Annotated in this window: 17 protein-coding genes and 1 pseudogene; 5 read left to right on the top strand and 13 right to left on the bottom strand. The window is 67.7% G+C overall.

Annotated features, from left to right (window positions below; translation table 11 throughout):
- Together BM066_RS20945 and BM066_RS20940 are read right to left on the bottom strand one after the other, a co-directional pair.
- A pseudogene (locus BM066_RS20945) lies at window positions 1-286 on the bottom strand (transposase); the annotation flags it as partial.
- Window positions 287-536: 250 nt separating this feature from the next.
- Window positions 537-1049 carry a hypothetical protein gene (locus tag BM066_RS20940; protein WP_018061299.1) on the bottom strand — a complete coding sequence of 171 codons (513 nt, stop codon included), beginning with the start codon at window positions 1047-1049 and terminating at the stop codon, window positions 537-539.
- Window positions 1050-1393: 344 nt separating this feature from the next.
- Here BM066_RS20940 and BM066_RS26690 point away from each other — a divergent pair, with 344 nt between their 5' ends.
- The gene (locus BM066_RS26690) at window positions 1394-1714 is read left to right on the top strand and encodes a hypothetical protein (RefSeq protein ID WP_018061300.1); all 321 of its coding nucleotides are present in this window, start codon (window positions 1394-1396) and stop codon (window positions 1712-1714) included.
- Entirely contained in the window at window positions 1711-2367 is a 657-nt protein-coding gene (locus tag BM066_RS20935) for an MFS transporter (RefSeq protein WP_026176427.1), read from the top strand. Before BM066_RS26690 ends, BM066_RS20935 begins: the two co-directional genes overlap by 4 nt.
- A gap of 146 nt (window positions 2368-2513) precedes the next feature.
- Here BM066_RS20935 and BM066_RS20930 read toward each other — a convergent pair whose 3' ends face one another.
- The gene (locus BM066_RS20930; RefSeq protein WP_026176428.1) at window positions 2514-3968 is read right to left on the bottom strand and encodes an efflux transporter outer membrane subunit; all 1455 of its coding nucleotides are present in this window, start codon (window positions 3966-3968) and stop codon (window positions 2514-2516) included.
- Between the two features lie 94 nt (window positions 3969-4062).
- On the opposite strand from BM066_RS20930, the gene BM066_RS20925 reads away from it, so the two are divergent.
- The 3 genes from BM066_RS20925 (at window position 4063) to BM066_RS20915 (ending at window position 8944) form a co-directional block, all read left to right on the top strand.
- Complete coding sequence (locus BM066_RS20925) at window positions 4063-4686, top strand: TetR/AcrR family transcriptional regulator (RefSeq protein WP_026176429.1); 624 nt, start codon at window positions 4063-4065, stop codon at window positions 4684-4686.
- A 77-nt stretch (window positions 4687-4763) separates the two neighbouring features.
- Window positions 4764-5855: an efflux RND transporter periplasmic adaptor subunit gene (locus tag BM066_RS20920; RefSeq protein ID WP_089930167.1), complete on the top strand. Its 1092-nt coding sequence runs from the start codon at window positions 4764-4766 to the stop codon at window positions 5853-5855.
- Window positions 5852-8944 (top strand): efflux RND transporter permease subunit, encoded by a 3093-nt coding sequence (locus BM066_RS20915; protein ID WP_089930166.1) that lies wholly within the window; start codon window positions 5852-5854, stop codon window positions 8942-8944. Before BM066_RS20920 ends, BM066_RS20915 begins: the two co-directional genes overlap by 4 nt.
- A 427-nt stretch (window positions 8945-9371) precedes the next feature.
- On the opposite strand, the gene BM066_RS20905 is transcribed toward BM066_RS20915, so the two are convergent.
- The 10 genes from BM066_RS20905 to BM066_RS20860 all read right to left on the bottom strand — a co-directional run bounded on the left by BM066_RS20905 (window position 9372) and on the right by BM066_RS20860 (window position 19908).
- Entirely contained in the window at window positions 9372-10277 is a 906-nt protein-coding gene (locus tag BM066_RS20905) for a LysR family transcriptional regulator (RefSeq protein WP_089930165.1), read from the bottom strand.
- A gap of 98 nt (window positions 10278-10375) precedes the next feature.
- On the bottom strand, window positions 10376-11356 hold the full coding sequence (locus BM066_RS20900) for a fumarylacetoacetate hydrolase family protein (protein ID WP_089930164.1): 981 nt from the start codon (window positions 11354-11356) through the stop codon (window positions 10376-10378).
- The gene (locus BM066_RS20895; protein WP_089930163.1) at window positions 11353-12282 is read right to left on the bottom strand and encodes an NAD-dependent epimerase/dehydratase family protein; all 930 of its coding nucleotides are present in this window, start codon (window positions 12280-12282) and stop codon (window positions 11353-11355) included. Before BM066_RS20895 ends, BM066_RS20900 begins: the two co-directional genes overlap by 4 nt.
- A 6-nt stretch (window positions 12283-12288) precedes the next feature.
- Entirely contained in the window at window positions 12289-12849 is a 561-nt protein-coding gene (locus tag BM066_RS20890) for a cupin domain-containing protein (protein ID WP_089930162.1), read from the bottom strand.
- A gap of 21 nt (window positions 12850-12870) precedes the next feature.
- Window positions 12871-14025, bottom strand: a complete 1155-nt coding sequence (locus BM066_RS20885; protein ID WP_018061311.1) for an alpha/beta hydrolase family protein — start codon at window positions 14023-14025, stop codon at window positions 12871-12873.
- An 11-nt stretch (window positions 14026-14036) separates the two neighbouring features.
- Window positions 14037-14939 (bottom strand): VOC family protein, encoded by a 903-nt coding sequence (locus BM066_RS20880; RefSeq protein ID WP_018061312.1) that lies wholly within the window; start codon window positions 14937-14939, stop codon window positions 14037-14039.
- A gap of 27 nt (window positions 14940-14966) precedes the next feature.
- Complete coding sequence (locus BM066_RS20875; protein WP_018061313.1) at window positions 14967-16082, bottom strand: FAD-dependent oxidoreductase; 1116 nt, start codon at window positions 16080-16082, stop codon at window positions 14967-14969.
- Between the two features lie 109 nt (window positions 16083-16191).
- A complete protein-coding gene (locus BM066_RS20870) occupies window positions 16192-16683 on the bottom strand; it encodes a hypothetical protein (protein WP_089930161.1) in 492 nt (163 codons plus the stop codon).
- A 4-nt stretch (window positions 16684-16687) separates the two neighbouring features.
- A complete protein-coding gene (locus BM066_RS20865; RefSeq protein ID WP_255367675.1) occupies window positions 16688-18838 on the bottom strand; it encodes a TonB-dependent receptor in 2151 nt (716 codons plus the stop codon).
- A 443-nt stretch (window positions 18839-19281) separates the two neighbouring features.
- Window positions 19282-19908: a site-specific integrase gene (locus BM066_RS20860; RefSeq protein WP_026176544.1), complete on the bottom strand. Its 627-nt coding sequence runs from the start codon at window positions 19906-19908 to the stop codon at window positions 19282-19284.
- Window positions 19909-19948: the final 40 nt, after the last annotated feature.

Here is a 19948-nt window from a genome sequence, read left to right as displayed (position 1 = left end):
TCCCGATGCGCCGCGGGCGTCACCACTTTTTTCCCAGCAGATCCTTCAACGCGACATTGTCGAGCATCGCGTCGGCCAGCATCCGCTTGAGCTTGGCGTTCTCGTCTTCCAGGGCCTTCAGCCGCCGCGCCTCCGACACGTCCAGCCCGCCGTACTTGGCCTTCCACTTGTAGAAGGTCGGCGAGCTCAGCCCGTGCTTGCGGCACAGGTCCGCCACCGCCACGCCCGCCTCCTGCTCGCGCAGGATCCCGATGATCTGTTCTTCCGTGAACCGTGATCGCTTCATTCGTCCGTCCCTTTCCTGGAGCGGACTCTAGTTATTTCTGGAGGAGTTTCAGGGGGTCACGTCACCAGAAAGCGGACATTCGCCAAGCTGGCTGCGGATGGTCCGCTTCCTCGCGGACCTAGGGTGATGAGAGCCGACCCGAGGCGTCGCGCAAACCGATGTATAGAATTAGATCAGCGTCGGCGGAACGTCGGCGCCAACGCGAGAATGGCTGCAACCTTGCGGGGCGCAACCTCCACCTGAGGACGCGTCACGTGATCCCGAGCTTAGCCAGCGCCTGATCCAGGATCGCCAGATGAGCCTGGCAGATGGGCTCGAGCGCCGCGGCGTTGAGCGACGCGGTATAGGATGCCCAGTCCATCTTGGCCGTGCTAGCGGGATCGTCATTCACTTGGTTTTCGAAATAGATCCGCCAGTCGTTCTCGACCACATCGCTTAGCCTCAGATCCTCGTCGACCATGCGGGCCAGCAGGCCCTCACTCAGAAGGCCCTTTCTTGGCCGCTGAACGAGCCACCCCTGCTCCTGCGCCCTCTGCCAGACTGCAGCCGGCCAGAGCTCTTCGAGAGTCACGGGGAGTGCCACACCCAAATCGCAAGCCGCCTGCAAATGGTCGGGGGTCTGAAGCTTCAGCAACGAGACGTGCTTCCACTTGATGGCTTCCGCTTCGAAGCGCCCGACGGCGTCCAGACCGGCGAAGTCGCAGTCGACGATGAGCGCATCGGCGTAGGAGCCTTGCACGAACGCCGTCAGGCTCGGCGCCACTTGGTATTGAGCACGGGAAAACAGCTGGTTGGTCTTTAGGCTGCCAGTCAGACCCAGCGCATCGAAATAGGCCCCGTCGACACCGAAGCAATGCCGGCCGCTCTGGCGCCGCGCGGTGACTTAGACCTGGCGGCCGCGCCGCCCGTGGAAAACGCCAGATCGCCGGCCCTGTTTGGGAGAGCGAGGTTGGCGCCGCCTTGAGCAAGTCGTAAGCCTATTGGTTTGATTTAAAACTAAATTGTAAGCACTGCGCGATCGTGCGAGCGTCCATCAACGCCCGCCAGAGGCGTCGCAAGCGCCTCCGCCAACGCAGGCGGCGGTTTCCAGAGACCTTGGGGAGTAACATGCGCCAAGAGCAAGACACGCCGATCAGCGTCGCCAGCTTGCTCGACGGACGCTTCAGCCTGGTCCAGCTTGGTGTGGTCGTTCTCGCGGCGCTGGCGATCATCCTCGACGGCTTTGACGGCCAACTCATCAGCTTCGCCATCCCATCCATCGTGAAGGAGTTCGGCGCCTCGCGAACCGAATTTGCGCCGATCGTGGCGATCGGGCCCGTTGGCGTGGGCCTTGGCGCCCCCTTGCTGAAGGACACACTGGGGAGCGTAATGCGGCCAAGCTGGACCTCGGCGGGGTCGCTCTCCCCATCGCCGCGCTCGGAGCCTTGATCGTGCCGCTGATCGAGGGACGCGAGGCCGGCTGGCCGCTATGGTCCTGGCTGTCGCTGGCCGCATCGCCGGTGCTGGCGCTGATCTTCTGGCGCCATGAAACCCGGCTTGCCCGCGCCGGCGGCTCGCCCCTCCTCGATCCGGACGCGTTGCGCGCGCCGGGCCTGGGCCGCGCGCTGCTGGTCGCGCTGCTGTTCTACGCGATCGGCACCTTCTTCCTGCTGTTCTCGGTGTATCTGCAGGGCGGGCTGCACGCGACGGCGCTGAGCGCGAGCCTCACCTTCCTGCCGTTCGGGGCAGACTTCCTGCTGGGACCGCTTTCGACGCCGGCGCCCAGGCGCTTCGTCGGCGGCTATGTCAATCCGATCGGCCTGGGGCTGGAGACCGCCGGCTTCCTAGGGCTGGCCTGGCTCATCGCGGCGGCGCCGATCGGCGCGCCGCCCGCACCCGTGCTGCCGGCCATTATCTTGTTCGCCATCGGGTTCGGTCAGGGACTGGGCTTGCCGTCGCTGATGCGGATGGTGATCGAGCGTGTGACCCGAGCGCTTTCGGGGATGATTGCCGGCGCGGTCAGCTCCACGCTGCAGGTCGGCACCGCGCTCGGCGGCGATCATTGGCGGGGTCTTCTACACGGTCCTGGGACCGCGCTATGATCCCGCAGCCCTAACCCAGGCCTTCGTCGTCGCGCCGCCCCAATCTACCAGGCTCGATTCCGCCACTTGAGTTCGCGGGCTCAGCCAATTTGCTGCGCGCCGGGCTATGAGTCGAAGCGCCGCCCAGGGCGGCACAGGCGGCAAGGCTAACCCGCGCTTGTCCCCGCCGTTTCGCGCCAACCACCGCCCAGCGCGCGGAAAGATCGGATAGAGGCGCGCGCTGCTTCGGTGCGCGCCTGGACTCTGGCGTCCCGCACGGCCAGCAGCCGCGCATCGGCGTCGAGAACTTCGACGAGACTGACGACTCCGGCGTTGTAGGCGGCCTTCGAGGCGTCCCTGGCCTGCGCCAGCGACACCTCGCCGTCGGCCAGAATACGCTCCTGGTCTTCGCGTTTGACCAAGCTGGAGAACGCGTTCTCGACATCTTCGGTCGCCCGTAGGACCGACTGTCGGTAGGCCGCCAACGCCTCGGCCTTCTGACCACGCGCGGCGCTGACCTCGGCGCCGACTCGCCCGAAGTCGAAGAGCCGCCAGCGAAGACCCAGGACCCCCTGGGCTTGCGAGGCCGGGCTCTTGAAGAGCATGCTGCTGGTCGTGCTGGCCGTGCCGACTAGGCCGCTCAAAGAGAACTTCGGGAAATATTGCGACAGGGCTGCTCCGACCTGGGCATTGCTCGCGCGAAGCCGTTGCTCGGCCACGACGAGGTCGGGGCGTCGCCGCAGCAATTCGGCCGGGCCGCCGGCCTCGGCCAGGCCTGGCGCGGCCGGGATCGGCGCCGCCACCGCCAGCTCGGCGCGATAAGTTCCCGGTTGCACGCCCAGCAGCACGTCCATGGCGTTGAGCGCCGCGTCGAGGCCCTCCTCGAGGGCGGGGATGCTGGCCTTGGTCTGCTGCAGGGCGCCGAGCGCCTGCCGGAGCTGGAGTTCGGCCGCGACGCCCTGGGCGCGTTGCCGTCGGACCGTCTCGACGAGTTCGGCCTGGGTCTCCACCTGCTGGCGGGCGACGGCCAACCTGGCCTGCAGGCCGCGCACCAGCATGTAGGTGTCGGCGGTCTGGGCGGCGACCGCCAGCCGCGCGGCGGCGACGCCGGCCCGCGCCCCCTCGTACTGGGCGCGCGCCGCTTCCTGGTCGCGACGCGACCCGCCGAAGACGTCCAGTTCCCAGCCGGCGACGACATTGGCTTCGTACAGCGCGCCGTCGCGATCAAAGTTGGGCGTGGCGGCCAGCAGGCGTCCGGTCGGGGTCTGGGTGGAGGCGCGGGCCTGGGCGCCGCGCGCCTCCACCGAGGCCGACGGCAGCAGGGCGGCGGTCGCCGCCCCCAGGCCGGCCCGCGCCTGGGTCACGCGGGCCGCGGCCTGGGCCAGGTCGAGGTTCTGGGCCAGGGCGCGGTCGACCATCTTGTCGAGGACCGGATCGTTGAAGCCGCGCCACCAGGCGTCGACTGGCGCCACGGGCGCGGGCCTGGCCAGGACGGCGGCCTGGCCCATATAGGTCGACGGGGCGGCGATCGTCGGCGCCACATAGTCGGGACCGATCGCGCATCCGCCCAGCATGGCGACGCCGGCGACCGCGGGAAGGGTCCGAAGGAAGACGGAGCGCATGGCAAACTTTCCGAGCATGACAATTCGTGCGTGACCAAATTCCAATATAGTCACTAGATTGTCAATCGCGGCGGTCGATGTTAGCGTGCCGGCCATGAGCACTCTCGAACCTTCACCTTCAGCGGACGGACAACGCGGTCCTCTCGACCATGACATCCGCGACCAGATCGTGGATGCGGCCGAGGCGCATTTCAGCCGTTATGGCTATGGCAAGACGACGGTCGCCGACCTCGCCAAGGCGATCGGATTCTCCAAGGCCTACATCTACAAGTTCTTCGATTCAAAGCAGGCGATCGGCCAGGCGATCTGCGTCCAATGCCTGGACAAGGTTCTCGCCGCAGGCGAGGCGGGTATTGCCGAAGGCAAGACAGCCGCCGAAAAGTTACGTCGTTTTTTCAGTGGGATAGTCACAACAAGCGCGGAGCTGTTCTTCGAGGACAAGCTGCTCTACGACATCGCGGCCCACTCGGCCGAGGAGCGCTGGCCCTCGGCGATGGCCTATATGGAAAGGGCCCAGGCGCTTCTGAAAGAGATCATCCTGCTGGGCCGCGAGACCGGCGAGTTCGAGCGAAAGACGCCGATCGATGAGATCTGCGAGGCGATCTTGCTGGTCATGCAGAGCTTCATGAATCCGCTGATGCTCAAGCACAATCTGGACGACCTGCCCGAGGCGCCGACCAAGGCCGTCAACCTGGTGCTCAGGAGCCTCGCCCCGTAAGGGCGAAGTGACTAGTTGACAATTTAGTCACTCGCCGCCAGCTTAAGCGCCTCCCGTCAAGGCAGGACCCTTAAGCCATGTCGTCTCGAACCCTCGCCGCCGTCCTGCTCCTGGCCGGCCTCACGCCCTTGGCCGCCTGTGACGGCAGGGCCGACGCCAACGACCCCCGCACCCAGGCCCCGATCGTCCGGGCGGCCGTCGCGGGTCCGGCGGCGACCGGCGAGCGGCGGTTCAGCGGCGTCGTCTCGGCCCGCGTCCAGAGCGACCTGGGCTTTCGGGTCGCCGGCAAGGTGGTCGCCCGCCTGGTCGACGCCGGCCAGACGGTGCGTCTGGGCCAGCCCCTGATGCGCATCGACGCGGCCGACTACGCCCTGGCCGTCGCGGCCCAGAACGAACTGGTGGAAGCCGCCCGCGCCCGCGCCGTACAGGCGGCCTCCGAGGAGCGGCGCTATCGCGGCTTGGTCTCGGCCGGCGCGGTCTCGGCCCTCGCCTACGACCAGGCCAAGGCCGCCGCCGACGCCGCCCAGGCGCAGCTGGCGGCGACCCAGGCCCAGGCCCGCGTCTCGCGCAACGCCGCCGGCTATGCGGTCCTGACCGCCGACGCCGACGGCGTGGTGATGGAAACCCTGGCCGAGCCCGGACAGGTCGTGGCCGCCGGCCAGCCCGTCGTGCGCCTGGCCCATGCCGGCCCGCGCGAGGCCACCATCACCCTGCCCGAGACCGTTCGCCCTGCGCTCGGCTCGACGGCGGACGCCTACGCCTTTACCGGCGTCAAGGCCGGCCAGGCGCGGCTTCGCCAGCTTTCCGACGCGGCCGATCCGCGCACCCGCACCTATGAGGCCAAGTACGTGCTGAGCGGCCCGGCCGCCCAGGCGCCGCTGGGCTCGACCATGGTCCTGGCCCTGCCGGGCCAGGCCAGCAGTGAGGCCCAACGCGGCGTCGAAGCGCCGATCGGCGCCCTCTACGACGCCGGCAAGGGCCCGGGCGTCTGGGTCATCGACCCACGCACCTCCACCGTTCAGTGGCGCGCCGTGCGAGTGGCGTCGCTGGGGACCGAGACGGTGACGATCGCCGGCGGCCTGTCCGGCGGCGACCAGTTCGTGGCCTTGGGCGCCCACATGCTCCACCAGGGCCAGAAAGTCCGCGTCCAGGCCGGAGAGGTCCAATGAACTTCAATCTCTCCGCCCTGGCGGTCCGCGAGCGCTCGATCACCCTGTTCCTGATCATCGCCGTGACCTTCGCCGGCGCCTTCGCCTTCATGAAGCTGGGACGCGCAGAGGACCCCAGCTTCTCGATCAAGGTCATGACCATCGTCAGCGCCTGGCCCGGCGCCACCGCCCAGGAGATGCAGGACCAGGTCGCCGAGCCGCTCGAAAAGCGCCTGCAGGAATTGAAGTGGTACGACCGAAGCGAGACCTTCACGCGGCCCGGCCTGGCCTTCACCACCCTGACGCTCAAGGACCAGATCCCGGCCAAAGAGGTCCCCGAACAGTTCTACCAGACCCGCAAGAAAATGAGCGACGAGGCGGCCAACCTGCCGCGCGGGGTCTTGGGCCCGTTCATCAACGACGAGTACGGCGACGTCACCTTCGCTCTCTACGCCCTCAAGGCCAAGGGCGAACCCCACCGCCAGTTGGTGCGCCAGGCCGAGACCTTGCGCCAGAGGCTGCTGCACGTCCCGGGCGTCAAGAAGGTGATGATCATCGGCGAGCAGCCCGAGAAGATCTTCGTGGAGTTCTCCCAGGCCCGCCTGGCAACGCTAGGGGTGAGCCCCAGGGACCTCTTCGCCGGCCTCAATGATCAAAACCTCGTCACGCCGGGCGGCTCGATCGAGACCCAGGGCCCGCAGGTACAGATCCGTCTGGACGGCGCGCTCGACGACCTGGAGAAAATCCGCCAAACGCCGATCGTGGTCGGCGGCCGCACCCTCAAGCTGGCCGACATCGCCGAGGTCAAGCGCGGCTACCAGGACCCCGCCACCTTCCTGATCCGCAACGGCGGCGAGCCGGCCATCGAGCTCGGGGTGGTGATGAAGGATCGCTACAACGGCCTCCAGCTGGGCAAGAGCCTGGAGAAGGAAGCCAAGGCCATCTCCGCCGAAATGCCGCTAGGCATGAGCTTCGCCAAGGTCACCGACCAGTCGGTGAACATCAGCGAAGCCTACAACGAGTTCATGCTGAAGTTCTTCGTGGCGCTGGCGGTCGTCATCGTGGTCAGCCTGGTTAGCCTGGGCTTCCGGGTCGGGCTGGTGGTGGCCATGGCCGTTCCGCTTACCCTGGCGGGCGTCTTCGTGATCATGCTGGTCACCGGCCGCGACTTCGACCGCATCACGCTGGGCGCGCTGATCCTGTCGCTGGGCCTGCTGGTCGATGACGCCATCATCATCATCGAGACTATCGTCGTGAAAATGGAGGAAGGCCGCGACCGCGTCTCGGCGGCGACCTATGCCTGGGGCCACACGGCCGCGCCCATGCTGTCGGGCACGCTGGTGACGATCATCGGCCTGATGCCGGTAGGCTTCGCCAAGTCGACGGCCGGCGAATATGCCGGCAACATCTTCTGGGTCGTGGCCTTCGCCCTGATCACCTCGTGGTTCGTGGCGGTGATCTTCACGCCCTATCTCGGCGTGCTGATGATCCCCAAGATCAAGCCGGTCGAGGGCGGACACGCGGCGATCTACGACACGCCGCGCTATCGCCGGCTGCGCGCGATGGTCACCTGGACGGTGGACAACCGCTTCAAGGTGGCGGCCGGCGTCGGCGTGGCGATGGTCATCGCCGTGCTGATGATGGGCGGGACCAAGAAGCAGTTCTTCCCCATCTCCGACCGGCCCGAGGTGCTGATCGAGGTGCAAATGCCCGAAGGCCAGAGCATCGCCTCGACCAGCCAGGCGGTGGAGAAGGTCGAGGCCTGGCTGCGTCAGCAGCCCGAAGCCAAGATCGTCACCAGCTACATCGGCCAGGGCGCACCGCGGTTCTTCCTGGCCATCTCACCGGAACTGCCCGATCCCTCCTTCGCCAAGATTGTGGTGCTGACCCCCGACCAGAAGGCCCGCGAGGCGCTCAAGCGTCGCCTGCGCCAGTTCACGGCCAGCGGGTCGGTCCCCGGCGCCAGGATCCGCGCGACCCAGATCGTGTTTGGTCCGCCCTCCCCCTTCCCCGTGGCGTTCCGGGTCATGGGTCCCGACGCGGCGAGTGTGCGCCAGATCGCCGAGCAGGTCCGCACGGTGATGCTGCGCAACAACGGTTTGCGCCAGGTCAACACCGACTGGGGCGAGCGCGTCCCGACGGTCCACTTCGTGCTCGACCAGGACCGCCTGCGGGCCTTCGGCCTCAACTCGAGCGATGCGTCGCTGCAGCTTCAATTCCTGCTGACCGGGGTTCCGGTGACCCAGGTGCGCGAGGACATCCGCTCGGTCGAGATCGTGGCGCGCACCACCGGCGCCGATCGTCTCGACCCAGCCAGGCTCGGCGCCTTCACCCTGGTCGGCGCATCGGGCGAGCGCATCCCGCTCGACCAGATCGGACGGGCCGAGGTGCGCATGGAAGATCCCATCCTGCGCCGTCGCGACCGGCTGACGACCATCACCGTGCGCGGCGACATCGACGAGCGGCTGCAGCCGCCAGACGTCTCCACCCAGGTTCTCAAGGACCTAAAGCCGATCATCGCGACCCTTCCGGCCGGCTACAAGATCGAGATGGGCGGCTCGATCGAGGAGGCCGGCAAGGCCAACGTCGCGCTGGCCGCGATCTTCCCGCTGATGTTCATCCTGATGATGGTGGTGATCATCTTCCAGGTCCGCTCGCTGTCGGCGATGTTCATGGTGCTGCTGACCGCGCCCCTGGCCCTGGTCGGGGTCGCGCCGACCTTGCTGATCTTCCACCAGCCGTTCGGGTTCAACGCCATCCTCGGGCTGATCGGCCTGGCCGGCATCATCATGCGCAACAGCCTGATCCTGATCGGCCAGATCCACACCAACCAGGAGGATGGTTTGGACCCGTTCCACGCCGTCATCGAGGCGACGGTGCAGCGGGCCAGGCCCGTGATCCTCACCGCCCTGGCCGCCATCCTGGCCTTCATCCCGCTGACCTTCTCGGTATTCTGGTCCTCGATGGCCTACACCCTGATCGGCGGGACGATCGGCGGGACCATCCTGACTCTGGTCTTCCTGCCGGCGCTCTATGCGATGTGGTTCAAGATCAAGGATCCTGGGCTCGACGTCGCCAAGGCCCATAGGCCGGAACAATTGGCGACTTGACCGGCGCCCCCGTCCCAGCCCGTCCTCGATAACTCATCGCTTCGACCTGGAGTCCGACCATGACCGTTCCTGAAACCAACCTGGCCGACCAGATCGCCCGGGAGTCTCCGGCCTGGAGAGCTTCAGGCGATGATCGCCGCCGGTGGGCGCCCGCCCATCGGCGCCCCCCTGGAGTTCTCCCTGACCGAGGCCGGCGACGGCTGGGCGACGTTCGAGGACGCCAGGGGCGGATCCCGTAGCCTCTCTCCCGCCCTCTCGCCCCCGTCAAGGCCGCGCCACAACCGGAGCGCTCCAGAAACATGACCTTCAGGCCTGCGCCGACCGGCAATCCACGCCCCCAGTCGGACCTTTAGGATGAGGCCGATTTTGGCTGCCGCTAAACAGGCTAGCCCCGCCGATCTCGGTAAGAGAGTCAGGTTCCGAATGATCAAGCGTCGCTTGCCACCTGACGCAACTGGTCGAGAAACCAGATCACGCCCGGATCGCCCTCTCGCGAGCGATGCAGCTGCACCATCTGGCGCATCGCTGGAAACGGGAACGGAAGCGGAGCGCACTTGAGCGGCAGTACCTCCATGCTCAGTCGCGCCAGGCGTTCATGCATCACCGCCAGGCGGCGTGTCCCCGGCAGCAACCAGGGCACGACGGCGAACGAGGCCGTCGTCACCTCCACCCGCCTTTGCCGTCCCAACTTGGCGACGTGGCGTTCGGCGAAGGAACTGCGCCGCTCCTTGCCGATCTCGACCACGATATGGCCGCTGTCGAAGAACACCTCCTCGGTGAGGCCCCGGTCGAAGACCGGATTCTCCGCCCAGCCGACCACGACATGGTTCTCCTCGAACAGCAGTTGCGAGGGATGGTCCGAAGACAGGAACTCCTCCGGCGTGATGATCAGATCGAGGTCCCCCGTCTCGAGGGCCTGCAGCATGACCTCGGACGGCGCGAGCGTATGGACCTGCACACCCGGCGCGATACGCTGAAGCCGGCGCAGCAGGGGCGACACGACGACCAGGGACACGTAGTCGGAAGCGCCGATGCGAAAGAGGCGCTCGGACGTCTCTGGCTCGAAGGCGGTCGTCGCCGACACCAGGGCTTCGATATCGGCCATAGCTCGGTCGACCAGCGGCGCGAGACTGACGGCGAACGGCGTGGGGGCCATGCGCCGCCCATAGGTCACGAACAGGGCGTCGCCGAAATAGTCGCGCAGGCGGGCCAGGCTCGCGCTCACCGCGGGCTGGCTGAGATTGAGACGCCGCCCGCTCTCCGAGACGCTGCGCGTCATCAGCAATGACGACAGGAGCACCAGCAGGTTCAGGTCAAGGTTCTTGAAACGCATGACGTCCTCCCGCCCGCCGCCATCTTCTCCATCAATTAGGATGATGGGTTATGCGTCAAAGCATAATCACTTGAAGCGGCCTGACGCTCCGAGCCAGCTCAGCGGCCGGCTTGCGCGACCCTCTGCTCGATCGCGCCGAACAACGGTCCGTCGTCGAGGCCTCGCGCCTCCATGCGCACGCGGTCGCCGAAGCTCATGAAGGAGGTCCGCGGCGCGCCGTGAGCGACGATCTCGGCCCCGCGGCGCTCGGCGATGCAACTGGAACCCACCGCGGCATGGTCGAAGTTGGCCACCGTGCCCGACCCCACGATCGTGCCGGCGCAAAGGTCGCGGGTCGAGGCGGCGTGGGCGACCAGATCGTGGAAGCCGACGTCCATGGCCCCGCCGTGGGCGTTGCCAAACCGCTCGCCGTTCCAGTCCACGGCCAGGCGCAGGTTCACCCGTCCCTCGTGCCAGGCTTCACCCAGGGCGGCAGGCGTCACGGCCACCGGGGCCATGGAGCAGGCGGGCTTGGCCCGGATCCAGCCGAAGCCGGTCTTCATCTCGACCGGCGCGATGGTCCGCAGCGACCAGTCGTTGATCTGGACGACCAGCTTGATGTGACCCAGCGCCTCGTCCGGCGTCACGCCCATCGGCACGTCGTCGACGATCACCCCGAACTCACCTTCGAAGTCGATCCCGTCGGCCTCGCTGGGAAAGCGTGCCACCTCGTGTGGCGCCAGGAAGCGGTGCGACAAGCCCTGGTACATCAAGGGGCGATCAGTCTCCGGATGCGGGATGCCGAAGGCCTTGGACATCAAGGCCCCGTGGCTCGGGAAGGCCGACGCGTCCAGCCACTGATAGGCGCGCGGCAGCGGGGCCATAGCCTCCTTCGAGGCGAACGGAAAGCCGTCGGCCGCCTCCCCCCGGTTCAGCGCAGCATAGCGGGCGCCCAGCGTCTCGGACGCCCGGCCCCAGTCTTCCAACGCCGCCTGCAGGGTCGGTAGACCCTTGCCCGCCGAGACGGCGGTGGTCAGGTCGCGCGACACCACCACCAGCCAGCCGTCACGGGTTCCGTTGTTCAAGGTGGCCAGTTTCATGACGAGGTTCCTTCCAGGCGCGCGAGCGCGCGGGTGACCAGGCGCTCGAGGTCGCCGTCGTGGCGAAAGCCCAGAGCGTCGGCGAGCGGGGTGGCGAGCGGCGGCAGGCGTCCGAACTGGACCTCGATGGTGGGGTCGGGCGCATAGGCGACGAGGTCGACGGGCGCGCCGCACCGCGCCGCGACGGCGGCGACCAGGTCATCGGCCCGCACGCGCAGGGCCGGGAGGGTCAGGGCTCGGTCGGGCGCGCGCGGCAGGTCGAGACCATGAACCAGGGCGTCGGCCGCCGCGTCGGCCGAGATCAGCCAGAACGTGGCGTCGGGACCGACCGGCAAGGTCATGGGTTGTCGGTCTCGCAAGGCCTGGAACAGCGCGCTCATGAACGCTGATTTCAGTCCCGAAGGGCCGGGCGGCCGCGCGACGACGCCGGGAAGCCGCAGGGCCACCCCCTCGATCCGGCCTCGCCGGGTGAAGTCGGCTAGGGCGGTCTCGGCCATCAGCTTGTGGGCCCCGTAGGTCATGGCCGGTCTCGGCGGCGTGCTGTCGTCGACTCCAGCCACCGGCAGGACATCGCCCAGAACGGCGATGCTGCTGGCGTAGACCAGACGGACCGGCCTTTCCCGCGCGGCGAGCCGCTCGATCATCGCCAGGGTCGCGTCCAGATTGGTCCGGCGCGAGGCCGCGGGGGCGGCCTCGGAGGCGCCGCCTGGCAAGGCCGCGAGATGGATCACCCGATCCGCGCCGGCCAGGGTGGCGTCCAGCCTTTCCGGGTCGGCGAGATCGCCCGTCGACCGTTCGTGACCGCCGGCGTCGAACGGGGTCAGGTCGGCCAGGCGCAAGCGCTCGTCCGGTCCCAGCCGTCGCGCCAGCGCCTCGACGACCGCCCGGCCGATGAAGCCGCCCGCCCCGGTGACCAGGGTCAGCATGCGCGATCAGCTAAGGCCGTCGACGAACTGCCCGTCGATCAGGATGAAGGCGATCCGGCAGTTCCTGCCCGAGCGGTTGGCCCAGGCGTGGTTGGTGCCGCGCTGGACGACGATGTCGCCGGCCCGCACCGTGGTCTCGCCCTTGTCGACGATCAGCACCAATTCGCCTTCCAGCACGATGCCGTAGTCGATCGTTTCGGTGCGATGCATGAACGGGTGGGGAGCCCCCTCCTTCCCGTGTGTCGAGGCCTCGCCGGCCCCGATCGCCTCGAAGTGCTCGCGCGCGGCGTCGGCGTCGAGCGCCCGCAGTTCGGCGGTCTCCGGTGGGATGTCCAGCACCCGGATGCGCGTTCCGCCCTTGGGCGGGGGCAGGATCAGGCGGTCCTCGCGCGGCTCGGGGCTGTCGCGGTCGATCCGGGCCGGCGTCTCGCGGGTGTTCCACACCTCGTGGAAGATCGGGCCATGGGGGCCGATCTTCTCGACACGGGTCGGCGGGGCGTCGGAGACGATGATGGCGGCGCCGTCTGCGTCATGGCCGGTGACGACGCGGCGGAAGGGGGCGGTCATGGCGGTTTCCTCTGTTCTGGATCAGTCGACGCGCCCGCCGAAGGTCTCGGCGATCCAGTCGGCGATGAAGTCGCGGCCGAAGCTCATGTTGTCGACGCCGACGTGCTCCACGCCGCCCTCGCGGTCGGTGAAGATCTTCAGCGCGCGCTTGGGGCTGGCGACCAGCTGGTCGAAGGTGCGGCGGGCGTATTCCAGGCCGATCTGCCGGTCGCGCTCGCCGTGGGTGACGAGGAACGGGACGCGGATCTTCTCGACCACGCCGTCCAGGGTCATGCCCTTGGACTTGGCCAGGAAGTCGTCCATGTCCTTGGCCCCGAACACCCAGCGCACGTGGTCCCAGTAGTGCGGTACGGGGTTCTCGCCCTCGCGCGCCAGGCGCTTTTGCTGCACTTGGGCCCAGTCGTGGTTGGCGCCCCAGACGGCGCCCAGCGTCAGGCGCGGCTCGAAGGCCACCGCGCGCGGCGTGTAGTAGCCGCCCAGCGAGATGCCGGCCATGCCGATGCGGCGCGGGTCCACGTCGTCCCGCGCCTCCAGCCAGTCGACGACCTTGGACGCCCAGCGCTCGCTCTCGTGGGTGGCGGGCAGGCCGTGCAGGCGCAACGCCTCGCCCGAGCCCGGCTGGTCGATGCACAGGGTCGAGACGCCGCGCTTCTCCAGCGCCTGCGGCAGGCCGCTGAAATAGAGCAGCTCCTTGCAGCTATCGAGGCCGTTCACATAGATCACGATCGGCGAAGGCCCCTCCCCTGGCGCGCGGGTCAGGACGCCCGGGATGATGACGCCCTCGTAAGGGATCTCGATCCGCTCGGCGTTCTCGCGACCAAGGCTCATGGCCCGATCGAAGGCCTCGCGCGCCTTGGCGTAGGTCGCCTGGCGGCCCGGATGACCATGACCCTGCATGCGCTCGGCGGTGATGTAATAGAGGCTGGCGCGCTGAAGCTTCCGACCCGCGCTGAAATCTCGGCCCAGCGCTTCGTCCTCGGCCGCCAGCTCCGAAAGCTTGTCGGCCATGGCCACCCAGTGTTTCAGGAACTCGCCCGTGCCGGCGTCCTCGCCGCGCGCGGCGGCGTCGCGCAGAGGTCGGCACATCTCGTCGATCTCGCCGATCTGGGCGCCGCTCTCGAGCGCGATGTCGACCGACAGGTTCCAGACGTAGTTGCCCGGGAAATATTCAAACATGGTCGCGATCCTCAGAGCGCCGGCGCTTGCCAAAGGCCGTGGTCGGCGACCGGGTGCGGCATGGTCTGCGGACCGCCCACGCCCACGCCCCACTGATCCATGACCTCGGCCGACGGCTTGCGGACAGTGGCCACCCAGGCCTCGTCGTCCACCGCCTCCAGTTCGGAGGTGTATTCGACGATGTTTCCAGCTGGCGTGACGAAGTAGGAGAAGGTGTTGTTGCCGGCGGTGTGCCGCCCCGGCCCCCACTGGATGTCGAAGGCGTTCCTCTTCAGCCGGGCGACGCCGCGCATCATGTCGTCGACGGTCAGCACGTCATAGGCGACATGGTTCAGGCACGGCGGCCCCGGCAGGAAGGCCAGGCGATGGTGCCAGCTGTTGCAACGCATGAAGCACATGAAGTCGCCGAGCCAGTCCGAGACCTTGAAACCCAGCGCCCGCTCGTACCAGGCGACAGCGGCCTTGTGGTCCGGCGAGTGCAGGACCACGTGGCTGATCTTGACGGGGATGGCCTCGCCCCGGACCAGCGTCCGGAACGGCCCTGCCTCGACCTCGGCCGAGATTTCCATGGCGCGGCCGTCGAGATCGAAGAAGCGGAAGCCATAGCCGCCGCCCAGCGTCTCAAGGGCGTGCGGCGGGGCGATGATCCGGCCGTCGGCGGCCAGAACCTGGGCGTGCAGGGCGTCGACGTCGGCCCGGGTCTCGGCCGCCCAGGCGATCAGGTCGACGCGCTTCTCCGCCGCCTGGCGCAGACGCACCACGTACTTCTCGGGCGCGCCGGCGGCGGCGAAATAGGCCAGGCCATCCTCGGAGGCGACCTCGGTCAGCCCCCAGACATCGGCATAGAAACGCCGCTCGGCCTCGAGGTCGGGTACGGCGTAGCCGACGTAGCGGATCTCCGAAACGCGAGCCATGGGGGAAACTCCTTGGATGGGCCGTCGTCAGATCGGACGGGCGGTGACTTCGAACATCTTGCGGGACTCGCTGGCGGTGTCGGCCGGCGGTCCCTTGCCCAATTGGGCGTCGCCGATGGCGCGCGAGCGTTCGACGATGTAGCGGCAGCGCTCCTGGCGGCGGGCCTGGAAGGCTTGGAACGCTTCCCGTGGCGTCGATGCGCGCGCCAGTTCCTCGGCCAGGACCAGGGAGTCCTCGATGGCCATGCCGGCCCCCTGCCCCAGATGCGGCGTGGTGGCGTGGACGGCGTCGCCGATCAGGACGATCCGGCCCTTGTGCCAGTCGCCCTCGACGAACAGCCACTCCAGCGGCTTGTAGACCACCTCGTCGTCGTCGGTGATCCGGGCGGCCAGTTCGGCGATCGCCGGTGGCGCCTGGGCCAGGCGCTCGCGCATGGCGCGGGCCAATCCCTCGCGCTCCAGGCGCTTGCCGACGGGCTCAGGCGAGGTGACGTACATGTACATGCGCGTGGCCGAGAGCGGCACGAGGCCGACGCCGATCGGGCCTTCATAGGCGCACAGGCTGGTCACGCTCTCGGGACGGTCGAAATTGTAGCGCCACACCGATTGACCGGTGGGCTCAGGCGCCGGCGCGTCGGGCAGGATCGCCTGTCGCGTCGCCGAATAGAGGCCGTCGGCGCCGATCACGAGGTCGTAGCGGCCGGTCGAGCCGTCCGAGAAGGCGACATCCACGCCCGTTCCGTCGTCCTCGAAACGCTCGACGGTCACGCCAAGACGGATGGTCGCGCCGGCGTCCCGGGCTCGGTCGCCCAGCACCTTGTGCAGGGCCGGGCGACCGATGCCGACATTGGCTGGATAGCCCTCGGCCAGTTTGGGCGCCGGGATGTGGGCCACCTTGCGGCCGTCCGGCAGGTAGACCTCGACATGGTCGAAGCCGAAACCGGCCTCCAGGTAGTCGTCGAGAATGTCCAGCTCGGCGACGGCGCGCACCACGTTGGCCTGCTGGATGATGCCGACGCCGTAGACGGTCCAGGCCGGATCGCGCTCGATGACCTCGACCTCGAAACCGCGCCGGCGCAGGGCGATGGCCGAGGTCAGCCCGCCGATGCCGCCGCCCACGATCAGAATTTTGGCTTGCTTCAAGACCCTTCCTCCATCCGCGGGTCGAGCCGCGGATCTTGCTTGCGCGCCGACACTAGGCGCCGGCCAAAGCATCTGAAAAATGCATTGTTTGGATGCTGATCGATTGGATCTATGGATGGGTTGGCGGTGACGGCGAGACACTCTTCACGGGCTCGGCCAGTGTCGCGCGCAGCGCCCACGGTGTGACCACGGCCGCCAGCACGGCCCCGTACAGCGTCTTGAACGCCAACAGCGCCGGCAAGCTCAGCGGCCCGGCGAGCGAGGCGGCGGCCATCGCCAGGCCGCCCAGGCCGATGGCCGCCGGGACCGCCAATCCGAGCGCCCTCGCCCATAGCGGCCATCGCCCCACCCATAACGGCGGAGCGGCCGTCAATCGACCGGCCCTCAGCCGCGCCCTGGCGATCAGCGACGGGACGAGCACGCTCATCAGCGCGACCATGAAGGTCTGGACCGGAAAGTCAGCCGCGAAGCCCCGCTCTCCGAAGGGCGCGATCGGCGCGCGGCCATGGAACAGGAGCCAGGTGAAGCCAGCGCTGAGCGCTGCGTTGATCGCCACGCTGACGCCGGTCTCGACCAGGATGTAGGAACGGACGCCGGACATCGCGTCAGAACTTCGCCGACAGCCGCAGGCCGTAGGTCCTGGGCGGCCGCACCTGATTGTAGATCACGCCGGCCTTGGCCGGGCTCTGCAGCGAGTTGGCGAAGACGACCTCGTTCTCGATGTTGTTGACGAAGCCGGTGAACGACCAGCGCCCGGCGGCTGTCTCATAGGTCAGGCGCGCGTTCGACATGGCGTAGGCGCCCTGGTGGCCCGCGTCCAGGAAATCGACCGACAGATAGCGCGCGCTCTCCAGCCGGGTGTCGGCCCCGAGGATCACCTTGGCGCCGTTGGCCAGCGGGAAGGTGTGCTCCCAGCCCAGGTTCAGGACGAACTTCGGAGCGTTGACGACGGGACGACCCGAGCAGTCCACGTCGTAGATCCTGGCCGCCGGGCTGGTTCCGGTCAGGCTGGTCACCGTCGCCGAGCACCCTACCGCGGGCGCGACGCCCGTCGGCGAATAGGCCTGGTAACGCAGCTCGTCGTAGCGGGCGTGCAGATATTGTAGGTTGGCCGACACCAGGTCGTTCGCCGTGGCCTGGAACAGCAGCTCCGCCTCGGCCCCATAGATCGTCGCCTTGCCGGCGTTCTCGGTCTTGAAGAGCGGCGCGTAGATGTTTCCGCCCGGTGTGCTGGCCGCCAGGACCGCCCCCAGGTGGGAGATCTGCTGGTCCTTGTAGTCCCAGTAGAACCCCTCGACGTTCAACTGCAGCCGGTTGTCCAGGAAGCGGTTCTTCGAGCCGACCGTATAGGCCGTTAGGCCTTCGGGCTGCGACCAGTTCTGGCCGCTCGCCGCGAACAGCACCCCCGACTTGTATCCGGTCGCCACCGACGCATAGAGCAGTGAACGTTCGGCCAGGTCGAAGTCCAGCCCCGCCTTCCAAGTCGCCTTCTTGAAGGTGACGTCCGAAACCGCCGTGGTCGGCACGGTCAGGATGATCGGCGTGAACGCCGGGGTGAAGCCGACGAAGGGCCGGCTCTCGGCGTAGCTGTCCTGCTTCTTCTCGTCCTTCGTCCAGCGCAGGCCGCCCGTCGCTCGCAGGCGGTCGGTCAGCGACCAGCTGGCCTGGCCGAAGACGGCCACGCTATGAGTCTTCAGCTTGGAGCGGATGTAGGAGGCGTTGCTGGCCTGGTCGAACAACTGGTCGGCGTCGACGTCTTCGGAGAAGCCGTAGGCGCCGACGACCCAGGTCAGGCGATCGGTCTTGGCCGACAACCGCGCTTCGAGCGAGGTCTGCTCGGAGAGTTCGGTGACGTCGATCAGGAAGCTCGACGCATAGCTGCGGAAATCGAGGTCGGTCTTGCGCCAGGCCGGGATCACCGTCAGCTTGGCAAAACCGAGGTCGGCGTTGATCGTCGCCTGGGCGCCGTAGAACTTGTTGTTCTGGTAGCCGTCGCTGTTGGCGATCAGCTGCGGGACAGGCGCGGTCGGATTGCGCGCCAGATAGGCGGCGACCACCCGCGGGTCGCTGGGCCCCAGCCGCGCATCGCCGCCGACCAGCGGCATGATCGTCCCGCCCGAGCCCATGCCGCCGACATCGGCGTAGTCCAGCGACAGCGTCGCGTCGAAACCGCCGGCGGGGTCGAACCGGAGCTGCGCGCGCGCGGCCTTGGTGTCCTCGTCGTCATAGCCGTCGCTGAAATAACCGTCGTGCCGGGCCAGTTGGCCCGACAGCCGCAGGGCCGCGTTCTCGCCCAGCGGCAGGTTGACGGCGCCCGACGCCTTGAGCGCGTCGTAGTTGCCGTATTCGGCGGAGACCTGGCCGCCCAACTCGCCCAGCTTGGGCTTGGCCGTGATCACGTTGACCGCGCCGCCAGTGGCGTTGCGGCCATAGAGCGTGCCCTGCGGCCCCTTGAGGACCTCGATCCGTTCGAGGTCATAGAACAGGCCGGCCGGTGCGGCGGGTCGCGAGAGATAGACGCCGTCGAGGTTGAACGCCACGCCCTGCTCGGCGAAGGCGTTGGCGCCGAAGGTGCCGACGCCGCGCAGATAGATCTGGGTGAAGGAGGCGGCGGGCGCGATCTGCACCGCCGGGATCAGGCGCGTGAGGTCCGTGGCCTGAGTGACACTGGCCTTGGTTAGCGTATCGCCAGCCACGGCGCTAACCGCGACGGCCGCCTTCTGGAGATTCTCCTCGCGCCGCTGGGCCGTGACCACGACCTCTTCTAGGGCGACCGATGGAGACGCCTCCTGCGCCCTGACCTCGCCTCCGCCGAGCGCACACGCGATCGCCGTCCCGGCCAAAAGCCAAGCTCTCATGCTTCCCTCCCTTGGCGTCGCTCTCGTGGCGACGTCCAGGCATGGTCACTCCAGACACGATATATGAGAAATCTATTGTTTTGATGGATTTCAATCATCAAAATGGATGGATTAATCTCGCCTGCTGTCAGGACCGAAGGCGCAGATGCCTTGGTCGAGCAGCCAACAACACATCCCCAAGCCACGCCGACCAGTTTACAATGGGCGACAGGCGCCGACCGACGGCATGGCAGAACTGCGCCAAAAGCCGCCATTGGGCCGGCTCCGGGAACACGACCTTCGCCGACCAGACCATCTCGTGACCGTCGGCCACCGCGGCACGATCTGGAGCGGAGCGCGACCTACAGATCGATCGCCTCAGACATCTCAAGGGCGTCGTCCACCTCGATGCCGAGATATCGAACCGTGCTTTCCAGCTTCCGATGCCCGAGGAGAAGCTGGCAGGCCCGCAGGTTGCCTGTCTTCTTGTAGATCATGGCGACCTTGGTTCGTCTGAGGCTGTGCGTCCCATAGGCCCGCGGCTCGAGCTCGATCATCGAAACCCACTTATCGACGAGTCGGGCGTATTGCCGGGTGCTGACGTGCTGTCCCGAGCGACTGCGGCTCGGAAACAGCCAGTCGTCGTATCGACGGCCGCGAACCTTGATCCATGCGGCCAGAGCATCTCGCGTGGGCTCGGTGATCTCGAAGGGGACGGGTTGACCCGTCTTCTGCTGAATGATCGTCCCACGCGCCCTGATCAACCCGCCTGGCGCCACGTCGCTGACACGCAACTTCACCAGGTCGCAGCCTCTGAGCTTGGCGTCGATCGCGCAATTGAACATCGCCAAGTCGCGTACTCGCCCGTTGGCTTTCAGCTGCTGGCGAATTCCCCAGATATGCTTGGGCTTGAAGGGTGGTTTGGGGCCGATGATACGGGCTGTGTTCCAGGGCCGCTTGGGCGGAAGGAAGAGGTCAAATTGAGCCATGTTCGCTTCCTGCGAATTGGCTACTCCCCTCGCCTCATCC

Origin of the sequence: Caulobacter sp. UNC279MFTsu5.1 (genome assembly GCF_900114015.1) — a bacterium.
Classification (GTDB): Bacteria; Pseudomonadota; Alphaproteobacteria; order Caulobacterales; family Caulobacteraceae; genus Caulobacter.
The sequence above is the reverse complement of the archived record's forward strand: the minus strand, read 5'-3'. Positions and strand labels throughout refer to the sequence as shown.

What these genes read in the sequence shown, in the direction of transcription:
- BM066_RS26690 (WP_018061300.1), top strand. Translation starts at nt 1,394, where the DNA reads ATGCGCCAAGAGCAAGACACGCCGATCAGCGTCGCCAGCTTGCTCGAC.
- BM066_RS20930 (WP_026176428.1), bottom strand. Translation starts at nt 3,968, where the DNA reads ATGCGCTCCGTCTTCCTTCGGACCCTTCCCGCGGTCGCCGGCGTCGCC.
- BM066_RS20925 (WP_026176429.1), top strand. Translation starts at nt 4,063, where the DNA reads ATGAGCACTCTCGAACCTTCACCTTCAGCGGACGGACAACGCGGTCCT.
- BM066_RS20920 (WP_089930167.1), top strand. Translation starts at nt 4,764, where the DNA reads ATGTCGTCTCGAACCCTCGCCGCCGTCCTGCTCCTGGCCGGCCTCACG.
- BM066_RS20915 (WP_089930166.1), top strand. Translation starts at nt 5,852, where the DNA reads ATGAACTTCAATCTCTCCGCCCTGGCGGTCCGCGAGCGCTCGATCACC.
- BM066_RS20905 (WP_089930165.1), bottom strand. Translation starts at nt 10,277, where the DNA reads ATGCGTTTCAAGAACCTTGACCTGAACCTGCTGGTGCTCCTGTCGTCA.
- BM066_RS20900 (WP_089930164.1), bottom strand. Translation starts at nt 11,356, where the DNA reads ATGAAACTGGCCACCTTGAACAACGGAACCCGTGACGGCTGGCTGGTG.
- BM066_RS20895 (WP_089930163.1), bottom strand. Translation starts at nt 12,282, where the DNA reads ATGCTGACCCTGGTCACCGGGGCGGGCGGCTTCATCGGCCGGGCGGTC.
- BM066_RS20890 (WP_089930162.1), bottom strand. Translation starts at nt 12,849, where the DNA reads ATGACCGCCCCCTTCCGCCGCGTCGTCACCGGCCATGACGCAGACGGC.
- BM066_RS20885 (WP_018061311.1), bottom strand. Translation starts at nt 14,025, where the DNA reads ATGTTTGAATATTTCCCGGGCAACTACGTCTGGAACCTGTCGGTCGAC.
- BM066_RS20880 (WP_018061312.1), bottom strand. Translation starts at nt 14,939, where the DNA reads ATGGCTCGCGTTTCGGAGATCCGCTACGTCGGCTACGCCGTACCCGAC.
- BM066_RS20870 (WP_089930161.1), bottom strand. Translation starts at nt 16,683, where the DNA reads ATGTCCGGCGTCCGTTCCTACATCCTGGTCGAGACCGGCGTCAGCGTG.
- BM066_RS20860 (WP_026176544.1), bottom strand. Translation starts at nt 19,908, where the DNA reads ATGGCTCAATTTGACCTCTTCCTTCCGCCCAAGCGGCCCTGGAACACA.